This is a genomic window from Streptomyces sp. NPDC006923 (assembly GCF_040635655.1).
GTDB lineage: Bacteria > Actinomycetota > Actinomycetes > Streptomycetales > Streptomycetaceae > Streptomyces.
In genome coordinates this window covers 287,397-302,209 of record NZ_JBEYIF010000006.1, presented here as the reverse complement: position 1 = coordinate 302,209, position 14,813 = coordinate 287,397, and the positions used below count along the sequence as shown (strand labels likewise).

Sequence of the window (14,813 nt, the reverse complement as noted above, 5' to 3'; positions counted from 1 at the left end):
CGTCTGTCTGGCGTTTTTTTTGTGAGTATTCTTGCCTGGTCTGGTGTCGTGGGGGGGGGGGGGGGGGGGGCGGGCCCCCCCCCCCCCCGCACTGGTGGTCGGTGGCTCAGCGGCCGGCGGTACCCGGGTAGGGCTTGCCGTTCTCGTCACCCGGGACGGGAACCGGGTTGCTGTCGCCGGACCCGTGCGTTACCGAGGTGGAGGGCACAGGCTTCGGGTAGGGCTTGCCGTTCTCGTCACCCGGGACCGGAGTCGGGTTGCTGTCGCCGGACCCGTGCGTTCCGGGGGCGGAGGGCACGGGCTTCGGGTGGGCCGGTACCGACTTGGCCGGATGCGCGTGGGCGGTGGTGGCCGCCTGGGCGGCGAAACCGCCGCCCACCACGAGGGCGAGACCGGCGGCCGACCCCAACACCCACGCACTCATGCGCCGGTTCGGCTTCTTCATGCGGGCATGCTGCATACAGATCGCTCCAAAGAGTTCTTTGAACACTTGACAGGCCGAGCGGCGCCGGGACTGTAGATGCCGTCCCGGTAACCGCCCTTCAACCCACCAGACGTGCGGCCCTCACCGAGGTTGTCGCGACCCATGAAGAAAGTGGCGCGCCCATCGCAAGCCGATGGGTGACCTGAGCCAGGACTCGCCCGCGCACGGCACCACCGCCCTGCTGACGCCCACCGCGCGCCCTCCCCCCGGCGCTCCGGCGGCAGGGCCAGCCCGACCGTCGACCGCACCGGCCCGTCCGTTCCCAGCGCGGCGTCGGTCAGCTCCAACAGAGCCCATCCGCCAGGGCCGCCAGGCAGTCTCAGAAGCCGGTCCGCAACCGGGGATGACACGGTCGGGGGCTCGACGCCTCCAGCGGCGCGCAGCACACGCGCCGGCGCGGCCTCGGCACGATCAACGACGTCTCGACAAGCACCTGGTCAAACCAGGGCCGAGGCAGCATCCCAGAGACCCTTCCACAGGTGACGAACACCCGACTGTCCATCCCTGCCGAAGATTGCACCACAAGCCGAGAACCTGCTTGTCAGCCCTGAACAGCGTCTCCAGCGAGCTGCGGGATGCGAGAGGAGGAGACCTCAGGCGGGCAGCTTCATGTCGATGATGAAGCTGATCTCGATGACCTGGTCGGGGAAGCCCAGGTCAGGGACACCCAGGATCGTGCTGACCGGACGGTGGTCGCCGAAGTAGCTCACGTTGGCCTGAGCCGTCGCCTCGAAGTTCTCGCGCAGGTTCACCACGTACAGCATCTGCGAGATGATCTGATTCCGGGTGGCACCGTAGTGGGCCAGGACCTTGTCCATCCAGGCGTGGGTCTGCCTGATCTGGGCGGCGGCGTCGCCCGTGTAGTGGAATTCGCCTGCCTCGCTGAAGGAGAGCTGTCCGGAGACGTGCACCAGGTCGTCGGACTTGATCGCCTGCGAGTAGCCGAAACTGCTCTCCACCGGGATGTTGTGGTTGAAGACGTCAGTGGTGGTCACGGATCTGCCTTTCTCTCTTGTGGTTCCTCAGGAACCGTAAGAGAGTGAGGGCTGATCTGCAAGAACGCACTTTTCTGAGACTGAGGAACCTGATGGTAACCACGCCGCCTGTACCAAAGGACGCCGACCTGCGCCGCGCGGACTCCCTCGCGCGCGAGATCTTCTCGGACGTCGCCAACAAGTGGGCGCTCCTGATCATCGACGTGCTCGGCAAGCGCACTATGCGTTTCAGCGAACTGCGCAACGAGGTCGAGGGCGTCAGCCACAAGATGCTCACCCAGAACCTGCGCACGCTGGAGCGCGATGGTCTGGTCCACCGGAAGGTGTACCCCACCGTGCCGCCGCGAGTGGAGTACAACCTCACCCAACCGGGCCTTGGCCTGCTCGCCGCGTGCGACGCGATATGCGGCTGGACCCAGCAGAACTACAGCTACATCCAGAACGCCCGCGCCAGTTTCGACGCCGACGCCTGACAGCCATGAAACTGCCCTGAGCGAGTCCGTTGACGTGCTCGTGACCCTGTGCTCACGGACTTTGCCGACCTGGCGGCAGATAGATCGCTTGAGGCATCGCGGCGCGTCACCAAGGTCCTCCCGTGACCGCCGCGTGCCCTCGCTTGCCGGCGCAGACGAGGTAGACCGCAACCCCAAAATCTTGGATCCGTCCAGCGGTTCCGGGTGCCGGGCGGTCGACTCCACTCTGTGGGTGCCCCGCACGTCGCCGGTCTTCTCGACCTCCAGAACCACCCGGACCAACGCTGCTCGCACCTAGACGCTCCGACGTCGTGCGCGTCGTCACGGACGTCCTGGGCGTCCCAAACCGCTCGGCACAGATGCTGCACAGGGTGCGGGCGGGAGCAGATGCGGCGCCGCCGCCGCGCGGAACGCGGCCAGCAGCGGGTGCCGTTCGCCGGAAGTGAGCGGCGGATCGGGCGGAACTGGAAGAAGTAGGTCACCGCGGCCTGACGGCGGCGCTGCACGCGGGCCTGCTCGATCGTGGCCGGCGCTCTGCTGCCCCAGGGGAGTTGGCCCCTGGGCGTATGGGGGGTGTCGGGCGAGGCCGCCCGACCGAGGGGCAAACCCCGGCGTTCTTGCTCTCGCTTCCTGGAGACCCGATCGCGGTGAGGGCTCAGTTGGAGAAGGGGGATCGCAGGAAGCTTGCGGCAGCCAGAGCATTGCATGACCCCACTCATGCCGCGTGGCGGCAGCTGAATGATCCCGAGGCTGAAGCCGACGGGCAGGCCATGTTTCGCTTCCTGGCTCCTGCCTGAACGCTCACTCGCCGCTCACACGCGATCAGTGCCACACAACGACAAAGAGCCGGACCCAGTGAGACTGGGTCCGGCTCTTGAAGTCTGGCACTTCAGCAGGTCAGCGGGTTGATCACGCTGTCCGAGCTGGAGTGCCCCCGGCAGGATTCGAACCTGCGCACACGGCTCCGGAGGCCGTTGCTCTATCCCCTGAGCTACGGGGGCGTGTCGCCTGTGGTGCTTGGCGACGAAAGGAACCCTACCAGCTTCGGCGGGGTGGCCGTGAACAGGTATTTCCCGTTCGGGTGGGCCGGGTGGCGGAAGCGGGGCGCGGCGCGGCGGAGGGCGGGACCGGCCGGGCCCGGCGGTGGGGGTCGCGAGCTGATGGACGTCCGGTTCGGCAAGGGTGACCCCGGCGTCATCCGGCCCATGTCCCGTCGCCCGAGGGACCGTTGGCGCCCTTCAACGAGAGCCGCGAGCCGCTCAGGCCGACGCCCGCTTCCCGGAGGCGGAGGTCTTCTTCGCCGTGGCGGTCTTCTTGGCCGCGCTCTTCTTCGCCGCCGTGGACTTCTTGGCCGCTGCGGTCTTCTTCGCCGCCGTGGTCTTCTTCGCCGCCGTCTTCCGCGCCGGGCCCGCCGGGGTCTTCGCCGCCGCCTTCTTCGCCGCTGCCTTCCCGTCGGTCTTCTCCTCGGAACTCTCGTCCGCGGCCTTCCCGACCGACCCCGCCCCGGCCGACTCCTCCCCCTGCCCGCCCCCCGGCTTCGCCTTCGACTTGAGGTGCGTGACCTCCGCGACCTTCCCGTCCTCCCCGCGCGCCTCCTTCGCCGCGCGCACGCTGTTCTCCAGCGCCGCCATCAGGTCGATGACCTTCCCTCCCCCGCTCTCCGCCGGCTGCCGCTCCCTCATCGGTTCGCCCTCGACCTTGGCTGCGATCAGTTCCTCGACCGCCTCGCGGTAGTCGTCGTGCAGCGAGTCGAGGTCGACCGCGCCCAGCGTGTCCATCAGGGCGTCGGCCAGGTCGAGTTCGGCGTCCCGCACCGTGACCTGGGTCTCCGGCGCGACGCCGACCGGGGTGCGGATCTCGTCCGGCCAGAGCAGGCCGTGCATGGCGATCACCTCGTCCATCACCCGGAGCATGCCCAGCCGTTCCCGCCCGCGCAGCGCGAATTTGGCGACGGCGGCCTTGTCACTGCGCTTCAGGGCCTCACGCAGCAGCACATACGGCTTGGCCGCGGCGGCGCCGCTCGGGGCGAGGTAGTACGACGTATCCATCTGGAGGGGATCGATCGACGCCGCCGGGACAAAGCCGACGATCTCGATGGTCTTCGCGGTGGGCAGTGGCAGCGCTGCCAGGTCGTCGTCGGTGATCGGGATGATCGACCCGTCGGGTTCTTCGTACCCCTTGCCGATCTCTCCCGACGCCACCTCCCGCTCCTCCAGCTCGCAGACCTTCCGGTAGCGGATTCGGCCCATGTCCGTCTTGTGGACCTGGCGGAAGGAGATCGAGTGGTTCTCGGTGGCGTTCACCAGCTTGATCGGGATGCTGACCAGACCAAAGGAGATCGCACCGTTCCATATGGATCGCACGTTCCATCCCTTTCGTTCGGGATCGGCGGGATTCGTGGGATTCTCATCGTATGACGCCGATCACAGAGGTGGAGGGGCGGCGACTGGCGCTCAGCAACCTGGACAAGGTCCTGTACGCCACGACCGACACCACCAAGGGCGAGGTCCTGCACTATTACGCCCGTACGGCGGGCCCTCTGCTGGCCCATCTCGCCAACCGCCCCCTCTCCTTCCTGCGCTATCCGGACGGGCCGGAGGGCCAGCGGTTCTTCACCAAGAACCCGCCGCCCGGCACCCCCTCCTGGGTCCGGATCGCCGAGCTGCCCAAGTCCACGGCGGGGACTACCCGGCAGCTCGTGGTGGGCGATCTGGCGACGCTGATGTGGGCGGCGAATCTGGTGGTGGAGTTCCATACGCCCCAGTGGCAGGCGGACGAACCCGGCTGCGCCGACCGGCTGGTGTTCGACCTGGACCCGGGAGCCCCCGCCACCGCCGTGGAGTGCTGCGCCGTGGCGCTCTGGCTGCGGGAGCGGCTGGACGCGGACGGGCTGGAGTCCTGGGCGAAGACCTCGGGGTCGAAGGGACTGCATCTCCTCGTACCGCTGGAGCGGGCCCCCTCCGCCGAGGTCTCGGCGTACGCGAAGGCCCTGGCCGTCGAGGCGGAGGCGGCGCTGCCCCACCTGGTGGTGCACCGGATGAACCGCTCACTGCGGCCCGGAAAGGTCTTCGTCGACCACAGCCAGAACGCGGCGGCGAAGACGACCGCCGCCCCGTACACCCTGCGGGCGATGGCGGAGCCGACGGTCTCCACGCCGGTGACCTGGGAGGAGGTCGAGAGCTGTACGGCGGCCGGGCAGCTTGTCTTCCGTCTGGACGACATCGCCGGGCGGCTGGACCGGTACGGAGACCTCCTCGGCCCGCTCACCGACCCCGGCCGGGCCGGGCTCCTGCCCTGAACCCGACCCGGACCCGCGCCCGGCCCCGGCACGCTGCCGGCCCCGGACCCGCGCCCGGTCCGCCGGGCCGCGCCGCTACACCCGCAGCCAGGTGCGGCGGTCGCGGGCCGTGGCGTACAGGGCCTCGATGTCCGCCGGTTTCAGTACGCCGCCGAGGGACGCCAGCTCCGGGATCTCGGTGTCCCGCAGGATCCGTACGTCCGGCAGCGCGGGCGGGACGTCCAGCCGGGACGCCTCGACCACGGCGAGTACCGGGCATACGGCGGCGGCCAGGGCGTGCGAGGCGCGTTCCGCGGCGCGGCGGGCCCAGCGGAGCTGCGGGAGGGGGGCGGCCCTGCCCGTACCGACCAGGGGGTCGTTGACCTGGACCCGCTGTTTGCGGGCGTTGAGAGTGCGTACGGCCAGGACCCCCGCGGGGCCGATCGCGAGGTGATCGATACGCGCCGCGCCGGGCAGCGGGATCGAGTGCAGGACCCGCCAGCCGGCGCCTTCCAGGAGGTCGAGCCGCTCACCGAGGATCTGGTGGGCGAGCAGTTCCCCGGGCCGCGGGTCCCGGTTGAACCAGCGGGAGGCGGAAGCCGGGCGCGCGTCGAGTCCGGCGTGGAGTTCCTCGCCCGGCCGGTTGGGCGCCAGATCGTCGTCGGGATGGAGGGAGAGCCGGTCGAGATCGGCGGGTGTGGGCACCGGGGGCGGTCCGACGGTCACCTCGCCGGAGAGATACGGCGCGAGCGCGGTCAGCACATCGTCGCGGCTCGCGCCCGGCAGCAGGCTCACGCGGCCGGCGTCCTGGTCGTACCAGGCGACGGCCGTGCCGCCGGGCAGGCTGACATACAGCCGGTCCCGCCCGTGCCGGCGCGCCGGTGCGACGCGTAATCGGGTCATGCCACATCACTCCCGTGGGGGCCATGCCACATCGCCCTCCACCCCCATGGGAACAGCCCCGGGCCCGCGCGGCAACAACTCCCGTCCGCCGCCGGTGAGAACGGGACAGCGGCGACGTGACCGACCGCCCGGCCGGCACCGTGTGCGGCACACTCTCCCCACGGGGCGCGTCTCGCGGAAGGAAGCCAACCATGATCATCTTCGGTACGAAGGGGTACCTCTACCAACTGGCGATACTGACGCTGGTGTGCGGTCAGTGCGGCAATCCGTCGGCGCACACGCTGAAGAAGCACGTCACCAAGTTCACGCTGTTCTTTGTGCCGCTGTTCCCGTTCTCCACGAAATACCGGACGCAGTGCACGTTCTGCGGGGCCGAGCAGCGGGTGAGCAAGGAGCAGGCGGACCAGCTCCTCGCCCAGGCCGCCGGGCAGTCCGCCGGGCCGGGTGGCGGCCCGGCGTACGGTCCTGGGCACGGACAGCCGGAGCAGCGGAACCCGTACCAGCGCTGAGCGGTCCGGCGCCGGGACGGATCCCGCTCACTCGTTCCGCCGCACCCCGCACGGCCCAGCGGCGCGATGAAAGCGACTTACGGCACTTATCACCCATAAGGTGATGGAACGGCCGATCGTTCCAGGAGTGCTGTGTCGCCTTGCCGCGCCCCCGGGGGAACAGTGCTGGTGGCCATCGCCGCCGCGCTGGCCTTCTCGCTGTCCGCGTGCGGCGATCCGAACGGTCTCAGGAGCGCGGGCCCCACCCGGGCCGCCATCGGTCCCGAGCGTCTGTGGCCGGGCCTCTCCGCCGCCTCCGCGTCGCCGCCGGGCTTCGGACGGAGCGCTACGGCACGGGTCCCCGGCATCGAGCTCGCGCAGAACAGCGTCCGCGCCCTGGATCCGGTGGCGGTCGTCCGGGCCGAGGCCGCCGCCCGCCCGAACGGCATCGCGGGCACCGGGGGGTTCTCCCGGGAGACCGTCGAACGGCTCGGGGACTGCGAGGAACGGCCTGCGGGAGCAGCCGGTGCGCGGCCGGGTGTGCACGGCGAGCGGCGGTACGGCGACCAGCCCGGAGCGCGGTCTCGGAAGCCGTCCGAAACACAGCCCCCGGCGCGATCGGAAGAGACGACGGCCTGCCCGGTCCTGACGGCTTACCGCCATGATCTGACCGGCGACGGCCGGGACGAACTGATCGTGGGCATCACCGTGCCCGGCCGGAAGCTCGCCGTCCGTTGCTACCGCGCCGAGAACGGCGGGCTGACCCGCATCATGTCCACCTCGGACAGGGTCGTCGGAGCCGAGCTGGCGGGCCGGGATCTCATCCTGCGGGTGGTCTCGGCGGGCATCCCCGGATACGAATACCGGACCGCCTGGTCCTGGGACGCCCGGCAGGAGGTGATGCTCCCGACCCGCGACGAGATCGTGCCGGGCAGAACGCGGAACGAGACCCGGAACGCGGCGCAGAACGAGACCCGGAACGCGGCGCAGAACACCGCAGGGAACGGGCCCCCGCACATGGCGCGGGGCGCGGCACGGACCGGCTCCGCGCCCGAGGTGTCCGGCGCCGGGAGCGGCCGTTTCCCGCAGGTGCACGAGCCTCCGCACCGTCACCGGGCCACGCATCCTCATGCGCCCCCGGGCGTTCATCCGCTCACGCGTCTTCATCCGCTACGGCACGCCTCGCCGACGGCGGACGTCCCATGAGGCCCCGGCTGCCGGCCTGGACGGCGACCCTCACCTGGAAGGCCGCCGTCTTCATCACCGTGATGTGCTGCGCGCTGGCCGCCCTGCTCGGGGCGCTCGTGCATGTCTCGGTGACCCGCCAGACCGTGAATGCGGCGCGTGCGAAGGCACTGTCCCGGCTGGACCTGGTGACCCGGGACTACGAGGCGGGCCGGCCGCTCCCCCGGTTCGCCGGTATGGACACACCCGGCCTGCCCGAGCCGCTGCGCGCGCTGGCCGCCGACGGCCGGCGCGGCACGATCGTCGCCGACTACGACGGCCGTACCACCATGTGGGCGGCCGGGCCCTCGGACGGCGGCACGCTCGCGGCCCGCGTGGACTACACCCTCAGCCGGAGCACCATCACCAATCTGGACCGGTCCATCCTCGGTTCCTCCGTGCTCGCGATCGGCGCCACCCTCCTGGTCGGCGCGTTCGCCGTCACCCGGGTGACCCGCCGGCTGCACCTCACCGCGCAGGTGGCCCGCCGCATCAGCGCGGGAGATCTCGACGCACGGGTCGACGACCCCCGTACCAAGGACCCGTCACGGCCCCAGGACGAGGTGGCCACCGTCTCCGGCGCCCTGGACACGATGGCGTCCACGCTCCACGGCAAGCTGCTGAGCGAACAGCGTTTCACCGCCGATGTGGCCCATGAGCTGCGCACCCCGCTGACCGGCCTCTCCGCCGCCGCCGAGCTGCTGCCCGAGAGCCGGCCGACCGAGATGGTGCGCGACCGGGTACGGGCCATGCGGGCGCTGACCGAGGACCTGCTGGAGATCTCCCGGCTGGACGCCCGCACGGAGCTGGTCGATCTGGCCGTCCACGCGCTGGCGCCGCTGGCCGAGGGAGTGGTGCGGGCCTCGGGCACCACGACCGAGGTGCGGGTCGTCAGGGACGCCGCCGTGGAGACCGACCGGCGCCGGCTGGAGCGGGTGCTCGGCAATCTCGTCGCCAACGCGCACCGCCATGGACGGCCGCCCGTCGTGCTGACCGTGGACGGTCCGGCCGTGACCGTACGCGATCACGGCGACGGCTATCCGGCGTATCTGCTGGAGCACGGGCCGCAGCGGTTCCGCACGGAGGGCGGCGGCAAGGGGCACGGGCTGGGGCTGACGATCGCGGCCGGCCAGTCCGCCGCCATCGGGGCCGCGCTGGTGTTCTGCGACGCCCCGGGGGGCGGGGCCCTGGCGCGGCTGGCGCTCCCCGAGTACCCGCCTCAGGTGCCCGGCGAGGCCGAGCCCTCGCGAGCCAACGCGTAACCCTTCCCGACCGGCGCCGCGCACCCCCGGATGCGTCGTCGCGGCGGATCGCGATGTGATGCTGACGTGAGTTCGACATGCCTTGCGTCATTACATAAACGGACATAAGCCGCATCGTCTTGCTACGTTGCGGGTCATGACCGCAACGACGGCGGGCTCTCCGCCGCCCGCGCGCCCACGCGCCAGACGCCGGGGCGTCGAGCTCTCGCTCCTCGTCTGCGCCGTCCTCATCTCCGTCTTCGGCTATGTCACCGTCGGCGTCGCCAAACAGGACGCCGTACCGCAGGACGCGGGCGCCTACGGAGCCGGTCTGGGCATGCTCGCTCTGCTCGCGCACATCGCGGTCCGCCTCCGCGCCCCGTACGCGGATCCGCTGCTGCTTCCCATCGCGGTCCTGCTCAACGGGCTCGGCCTGGTACTGATCTACCGCCTCGACCTGGAGAGCACGGCCGACCAGGGCGCGCCCACCCAGCTCGTCTGGTCCACGCTGGGCGTCGCGCTGTTCATCGCGGTCGTCGTGTTCCTGCGCGATCACCGCGTGCTCCAGCGCTACGCCTATCTCGCGGTCGCGACCGCGCTGGTGCTGATGATCGTGCCGATCTTCTATCCCGCGGTGAACGGCGCCAAGATCTGGATCAGGATCGACGGACTGTCCTTCCAGCCGGGCGAGTTCGCCAAGATCCTGCTCGCCGTCTTCTTCGCCGCGTATCTCGCCGCCAACCGCAACGCGCTCACCTACACCGGCCGGAAAATCTGGAAGCTCCAGTTGCCCGCCGGGCGGGTCCTCGGACCGATCCTCGCGATCTGGCTGCTGAGCGTCGTCGTCCTCGTCCTGGAGCGGGACCTGGGCACCTCGCTCCTGTTCTTCGGGCTCTTTGTGATCCTGCTGTACGTGGCGACCGGCCGCACCGGCTGGATCGCCGTGGGACTGCTGCTCGCGGGGGTCGGCGCCTTCGCCGTCGGCTCGCTGGAACCGCATGTCCACAGCAGGGTCAAGGACTGGCTCGATCCCTTCGCGACCATCGACGCGGGCCTCGGCCCCGGCCAGCTCGCGCAGTCCCTCTTCGCGTTCGCCGCCGGCGGGCTGACCGGCACGGGCCTCGGCCGCGGCCGGTCCATTCTGATCGGCTTCGCCGCCAAGTCGGACTTCATCCTCGCCACCGCGGGCGAGGAGCTGGGCCTGATCGGTCTGGTCGCCATCCTGACGCTGTACGCGCTGCTCGTCTTCTGCGGCTACCGCGCGGCCCTCTCGCTGCTCGATCCCTTCGGGCAGTTGCTCGCCGTCGGCCTCGCCTCGATCCTCGCGCTCCAGGTCTTCGTCATCGGCGGCGGAGTGATGGGCCTGATCCCGCTCACCGGCATGGCGATGCCGTTCCTGGCCCAGGGCGGTTCGTCGGTGGTCACCAACTGGATCATCGTGGCGCTGCTCATGCGGGTCAGTGACTCGGCCCGCACTCCACGCCCGGAGAGCGCGGAGACCGGAGTCGTCGCACCGGCGCTGCCGGACGCGGACGGTCTCCGGGACGGCTACGGCCCCCGGGACGGCTACGCCTCCCGCGAGCGGCTGGACCCAAAAGACTCACGAGACCCGCGAGACTCCAAATACCCCAGAGATCCCGGAGACCCGAGGAGTCTGCTCCGCGAGCGGCAGGTCCCGCAGAGCCCGCAGGACGGGGCCGTCGCACCCACCGCCGAGGACGACCGGTGATCCCCCATATCCGGCGGGCCGCCGCCTTCTGCCTGCTGCTGTTCGTCGCGCTGCTCGTCAACGCGGTCAGGATCCAGGTCTTCGAGGCGCCCGGCCTCGACGACAACCCCGCCAACCGCCGGGCCACCGTGGCCGATTTCTCTCAGCCGCGCGGCAATATCCTCGTCGACGGCAAGGCCGTCACCGGCTCGAAGGACACCGGCCAGCAGTTGCGGTACGAACGCACCTACGCGCAGGGACCGCTGTACGCGTCCGTCACCGGCTACGCCTCCCAGACCTATGGCACGACGCTGATCGAGAACGCTGAGGAGGAGGTCCTCTCCGGTACCGACCCGATGATGGCGCCGCTGCCCTTCTGGAACGACGTCACGCGCAGCCGCCAGCCCGGCGGCGAGGTCGCCACCACCATCAGGGCGTCCCTGCAGCGAGCCGCGTACGAGGGGCTCGCCGGGCGCCGGGGCGCGGTCGCGGCGCTCGATCCCTCCACCGGCAGAATCCTGGCGCTGGTCAGCAGCCCCTCGTACGATCCCGGGCAGCTTTCCGGCACCGGGCCGGGCGCCGCCGCCGCCTGGTCCCGGCTGAACGCCGAGAGCGCGCAGCCGATGCTCAACCGGGCGATCCGGCAGACCTATCCGCCGGGTTCCGCGTTCAAGATCGTGACGGCCGCGGCGGCGCTGGAAGCCCGTACGGTCCTGGACGCCGACGCCCCGACCGGGATCGCCGAGCCGTATGTCCTGCCGGGGACGACCACCACGCTTCCCAATGAGACGGCGGGATGCGACCGGGCGTCGCTGGCCTACGCGATCAGGTGGTCCTGCAATACGGTGCTGGCCGGGCTCGGGGTGAAGGTCGGACTGGCGGGCATGGTGGAGACGGCGGAGAAGTTCGGCTTCAACGACAGCGGCCTCCGGATCCCGTCCGGCGTCGCCACGTCGCATTTCGACACCACCATGCGTGCCGACGAGCTGGCGCTGTCCTCGATCGGGCAGTTCGACACCACCGCGACCCCGCTCCAGATGGCGATGGTCGCGTCGGCGGTGGCCGCCGGCGGCGACCTCAGACACCCCTATCTGGTGGACCGGACCATGACCTCGGACGGCGACACCGTGTCCCGCACCGGCGACCGCGCCTATGAGCGGCCGATGAGTCCGGCGACGGCGCAGCAGCTCCGGCAGATGATGATCGACTCCGTCACGGACGGCACGGGTGCGAGCGCGGCCATCGAGGGTGCGACGGTCGGCGGGAAGACGGGCACGGCCCAGCACGGGGTGGGCAACTCCGGTACGCCGTATGCCTGGTTCATCGCCTGGGCGCAGGCGGACGACGCGTTGCGGCCGGCGGTCGCGGTGGCCGTGGTCGTCGAGGACACGGCGGACGGACGGCCGGACATCAGCGGCGGCGGCGACGCGGCGCCGATCGCGCGGGCCGTGATGGAGAAGGCACTGGAAGACTGAGGGGGTCCGGCGGGACACGGTTGCGACGAGGCGGGGGCCGATGACGGAGAGGGTCGCTGAGGCGCTGGCCCGGATCGAGCGGCTCGATCCGCGGCTGGGCGCCTTTATCGAGGTGTGGGGCGAGGAAGCGCTGGAGCGGGCGCGCACGGTGGACCGGCGGCTGCCGCTCGCCGGGACGCCGTTCGCGGTGAAGGGCCCGACCGGTATCCGCTCGTACGCGGCGGGCCGGCTGATCGCGGCGGGCGCCGTGCCGGTCGGCTCGACGGCGGTGCCGGGCCCCGGCACGTACTGGCAGACCTGGGGGCAGGGCAGGCACGGGCGTACGGTCAATCCCCATCGCGCGGACCGTACGCCCGGGGGCTCGTCGGCGGGCTCGGCGGTGGCGGTGGCGGCGGGCATGGTGCCGCTGGCGACCGGCAGCGACGGCGCCGGTTCTGTCCGTATCCCGGCGGCCTGGTGCGGAGTGTTCGGCCTCAAGACGACCAACGGGCTGCTGCCGTCACCGGACCGTACGGGTCTGGCGTCGGCGGGCGTGCTGGCCCGGTCGGCGGCGGAGGCACGGTCCTATCTGCGGTGTGTGCTCGACGTGTACGAGGCGGGGCCGGTGACACTGCCCGTGCCCGCGGTCTTCTCCCCCGACCTGGGATTCGCCCGGCCGGACCCGGAGGTGGCCGCGGTCGTACGGGCGGCGGTGGACCGGCTGGTGGCGGCCGGGATCGTACGACTGGAGTCACCGCGGCGGCCGTTCGCGCTGCTCGATCCGCGCGAGGCATGGCTGACGGTGCGCGGCGGCGACGGCGCGGGAGAGGCGCGGGCCGGTGCGGTACGGGCCGAGAACGACCGGCGGCTCGACGGCCTGTTCGGTGAGGCGCCACTGCTGCTCACACCGGTGACGCCGAACAGGCCGCATGGGCACGAAGGGCCGGGCGAGCTGTATTCCACGGCGCTGACCTGGGCCTTCAACCTGAGCGGGCATCCGGCGGCGAGCATCCCGGCCGGTTTTACGGCGGACGGCTGTCCGGTCGGGCTCCAGTTGGTGGCCGATCGTGGCGCGGACGCCTCCCTGGTCGAGATCGCGCGGGCCGCCGACCTGCGCGAGGTCACCGTGCGGTCATGACACCCCGGGCCGCCCGGCCGCCCAACCGCCTTTCGCAGCACGGCTTTTGGAGCCGCCGGGATCGGTGGACACCTGCGTCGCGGACGGGAGCGGCCGGCGACGGCCGTCACCGGGAGCCCGTGCTTTCCGTGCGGGCGCTGACCGCCCGAGCCGGCGCGGGTCCGGTTACGCTGCCGATATGACCGCGCCCGTAACGCCCGCGTACCGCCGGCTCAGCGTCGCAGAGCGCCGCACCCAACTCCTCGACGCCGCCCTCACGCTCTTCGCGCACCGGGCGCCCGAGGATGTCTCCCTCGACGACGTGGCGGCTGCCGCCGGGGTGTCCCGGCCGCTTGTCTACCGCTACTTCAAGGGCGGTAAGCAGGACTTGTACGAGGCCGCGCTGCGCTCCGCCGCCGACGAGCTGGAGTTGTGCTTCACGGAGCCGCCGACGGGGCCGCCCACCGAGCGGCTGAAGCGGATGCTCGAACGCTATCTGGCCTTTGTCGACCAGCACGACGCCGGATTCAGCGCGCTGCTCCAGGGCGGCAGTGTCTGTGAGACGTCCCGGACGACCGCGATCGTCGACGAGGTCCGGCGCGCGGCGGCCGAACAGATCCTGCTCCACCTGGGGGCCGACCGGCCGCCGGGATCGCGGCTGCGCATGCTGGTGCGCACCTGGATAGCGGCCGTCGAGTCGGCGTCGCTCATATGGCTGGACGAGGGCAAACAGCCGCCCGTCGACGAGCTGCGCGACTGGCTGGTCGACCAGCTCATCGCCCTGCTCGCGGCAACGGCGGCCACGGACGAGGAGACGTCGTCGGCCGTCGGCGCGCTGGTGGCGCACGAGCGGGCAGACGGACCGGTCGGGACCCTGGCCCGCCGGGTGATCCCGGTGGTCAGCCGGGCCGCGCACCTGCTGTAGCCGGGGCGCCACCGGCGTCAGGACCGCCGCCGTCCCGCGACCGTCCGGGGACGGTCACATCTGCCGGCGCGGCAGCCGGTGTTCGCGCGGGCTCCTGGCAGTGCGGACCTGCGCCGTCCTGGTGGACCCGCAGAAGGGACACGCGCCGCGCCGCACGTCGGACAGCCGGCCGGAGTGGTCGTAGACGAACGTGTCCGTCACCGCGCCGCCGCAGCGCGACGCCCAGCACGCGGCGCCGGCGACCCGCGTCCCCCGCCCCGGCCCGTTCAGCATGGAGGCGCCGCAGTTCAGACAGGGGAACGGATGGAGGCCGTCCCCGTTCTCCACGTGGGCGACGGCTTCCGGGTGCTGGCAACGAGGACAGATCCAGGCCATGGCAACCCAATCGGTCGGTGCTGACGACTGGTGGAGTATGCGCCGCTCCGCCGCGGTCTTGAGGTGATCCGGCAACTCATCACCCGTGAGAGGTAACGCGGTACGCGGTGGACGGGGCCCCGGACCCGGCGATCGCGTTCCCTCCATCA

The 14,813-nt window shown here is 71.3% G+C and carries 14 protein-coding genes and 1 tRNA gene; 9 read left to right on the top strand and 6 right to left on the bottom strand.

Features of this window, described 5'->3' with window-relative positions:
• Positions 1–106: 106 nt before the first annotated feature.
• Together ABZ707_RS14745 and ABZ707_RS14740 are read right to left on the bottom strand one after the other, a co-directional pair.
• Positions 107–445 carry a hypothetical protein gene (locus ABZ707_RS14745; RefSeq protein WP_360173327.1) on the bottom strand — a complete coding sequence of 113 codons (339 nt, stop codon included), beginning with the start codon at positions 443–445 and terminating at the stop codon, positions 107–109.
• A gap of 632 nt (positions 446–1,077) precedes the next feature.
• Positions 1,078–1,479 carry a RidA family protein gene (locus ABZ707_RS14740; RefSeq protein ID WP_360173323.1) on the bottom strand — a complete coding sequence of 134 codons (402 nt, stop codon included), beginning with the start codon at positions 1,477–1,479 and terminating at the stop codon, positions 1,078–1,080.
• A 92-nt stretch (positions 1,480–1,571) separates the two neighbouring features.
• Between ABZ707_RS14740 and ABZ707_RS14735 the strand changes: the two genes are divergently transcribed.
• A complete protein-coding gene (locus ABZ707_RS14735; protein ID WP_360173321.1) occupies positions 1,572–1,952 on the top strand; it encodes a helix-turn-helix domain-containing protein in 381 nt (126 codons plus the stop codon).
• Between the two features lie 929 nt (positions 1,953–2,881).
• Here the strand turns inward: ABZ707_RS14735 and ABZ707_RS14730 are convergent.
• Together ABZ707_RS14730 and ABZ707_RS14725 are read right to left on the bottom strand one after the other, a co-directional pair.
• Positions 2,882–2,953, bottom strand: a tRNA-Arg gene (locus ABZ707_RS14730).
• Positions 2,954–3,211: 258 nt separating this feature from the next.
• Positions 3,212–4,315, bottom strand: coding sequence for a Ku protein (locus tag ABZ707_RS14725; RefSeq protein ID WP_360173318.1), 1,104 nt, complete (start codon positions 4,313–4,315; stop codon positions 3,212–3,214).
• A gap of 50 nt (positions 4,316–4,365) precedes the next feature.
• On the opposite strand from ABZ707_RS14725, the gene ligD reads away from it, so the two are divergent.
• A complete protein-coding gene (ligD, locus tag ABZ707_RS14720) occupies positions 4,366–5,250 on the top strand; it encodes a non-homologous end-joining DNA ligase (RefSeq protein ID WP_360173315.1) in 885 nt (294 codons plus the stop codon).
• Positions 5,251–5,325: 75 nt separating this feature from the next.
• Here ligD and ABZ707_RS14715 read toward each other — a convergent pair whose 3' ends face one another.
• Positions 5,326–6,132, bottom strand: coding sequence for a nuclease-related domain-containing protein (locus ABZ707_RS14715; RefSeq protein WP_360173312.1), 807 nt, complete (start codon positions 6,130–6,132; stop codon positions 5,326–5,328).
• Between the two features lie 191 nt (positions 6,133–6,323).
• On the opposite strand from ABZ707_RS14715, the gene ABZ707_RS14710 reads away from it, so the two are divergent.
• From ABZ707_RS14710 to ABZ707_RS14680, 7 genes are all read left to right on the top strand, one after another.
• Positions 6,324–6,641 (top strand): zinc-ribbon domain-containing protein, encoded by a 318-nt coding sequence (locus ABZ707_RS14710; RefSeq protein WP_360173309.1) that lies wholly within the window; start codon positions 6,324–6,326, stop codon positions 6,639–6,641.
• A gap of 168 nt (positions 6,642–6,809) precedes the next feature.
• A complete protein-coding gene (locus ABZ707_RS14705) occupies positions 6,810–7,826 on the top strand; it encodes a hypothetical protein (RefSeq protein ID WP_360173306.1) in 1,017 nt (338 codons plus the stop codon).
• Complete coding sequence (locus tag ABZ707_RS14700) at positions 7,823–9,106, top strand: HAMP domain-containing sensor histidine kinase (RefSeq protein ID WP_360173303.1); 1,284 nt, start codon at positions 7,823–7,825, stop codon at positions 9,104–9,106. Before ABZ707_RS14705 ends, ABZ707_RS14700 begins: the two co-directional genes overlap by 4 nt.
• A gap of 136 nt (positions 9,107–9,242) precedes the next feature.
• Positions 9,243–10,814, top strand: a complete 1,572-nt coding sequence (locus ABZ707_RS14695; protein WP_360173300.1) for an FtsW/RodA/SpoVE family cell cycle protein — start codon at positions 9,243–9,245, stop codon at positions 10,812–10,814.
• Positions 10,811–12,268 carry a penicillin-binding transpeptidase domain-containing protein gene (locus ABZ707_RS14690; RefSeq protein ID WP_360173297.1) on the top strand — a complete coding sequence of 486 codons (1,458 nt, stop codon included), beginning with the start codon at positions 10,811–10,813 and terminating at the stop codon, positions 12,266–12,268. Before ABZ707_RS14695 ends, ABZ707_RS14690 begins: the two co-directional genes overlap by 4 nt.
• A gap of 40 nt (positions 12,269–12,308) precedes the next feature.
• Positions 12,309–13,385, top strand: coding sequence for an amidase family protein (locus ABZ707_RS14685; protein ID WP_360173294.1), 1,077 nt, complete (start codon positions 12,309–12,311; stop codon positions 13,383–13,385).
• Between the two features lie 178 nt (positions 13,386–13,563).
• The gene (locus ABZ707_RS14680; protein WP_360173291.1) at positions 13,564–14,289 is read left to right on the top strand and encodes a TetR/AcrR family transcriptional regulator; all 726 of its coding nucleotides are present in this window, start codon (positions 13,564–13,566) and stop codon (positions 14,287–14,289) included.
• A 54-nt stretch (positions 14,290–14,343) separates the two neighbouring features.
• Here the strand turns inward: ABZ707_RS14680 and ABZ707_RS14675 are convergent, their stop codons facing one another.
• Positions 14,344–14,616 (bottom strand): hypothetical protein, encoded by a 273-nt coding sequence (locus ABZ707_RS14675; protein ID WP_360173288.1) that lies wholly within the window; start codon positions 14,614–14,616, stop codon positions 14,344–14,346.
• Positions 14,617–14,813: the final 197 nt, after the last annotated feature.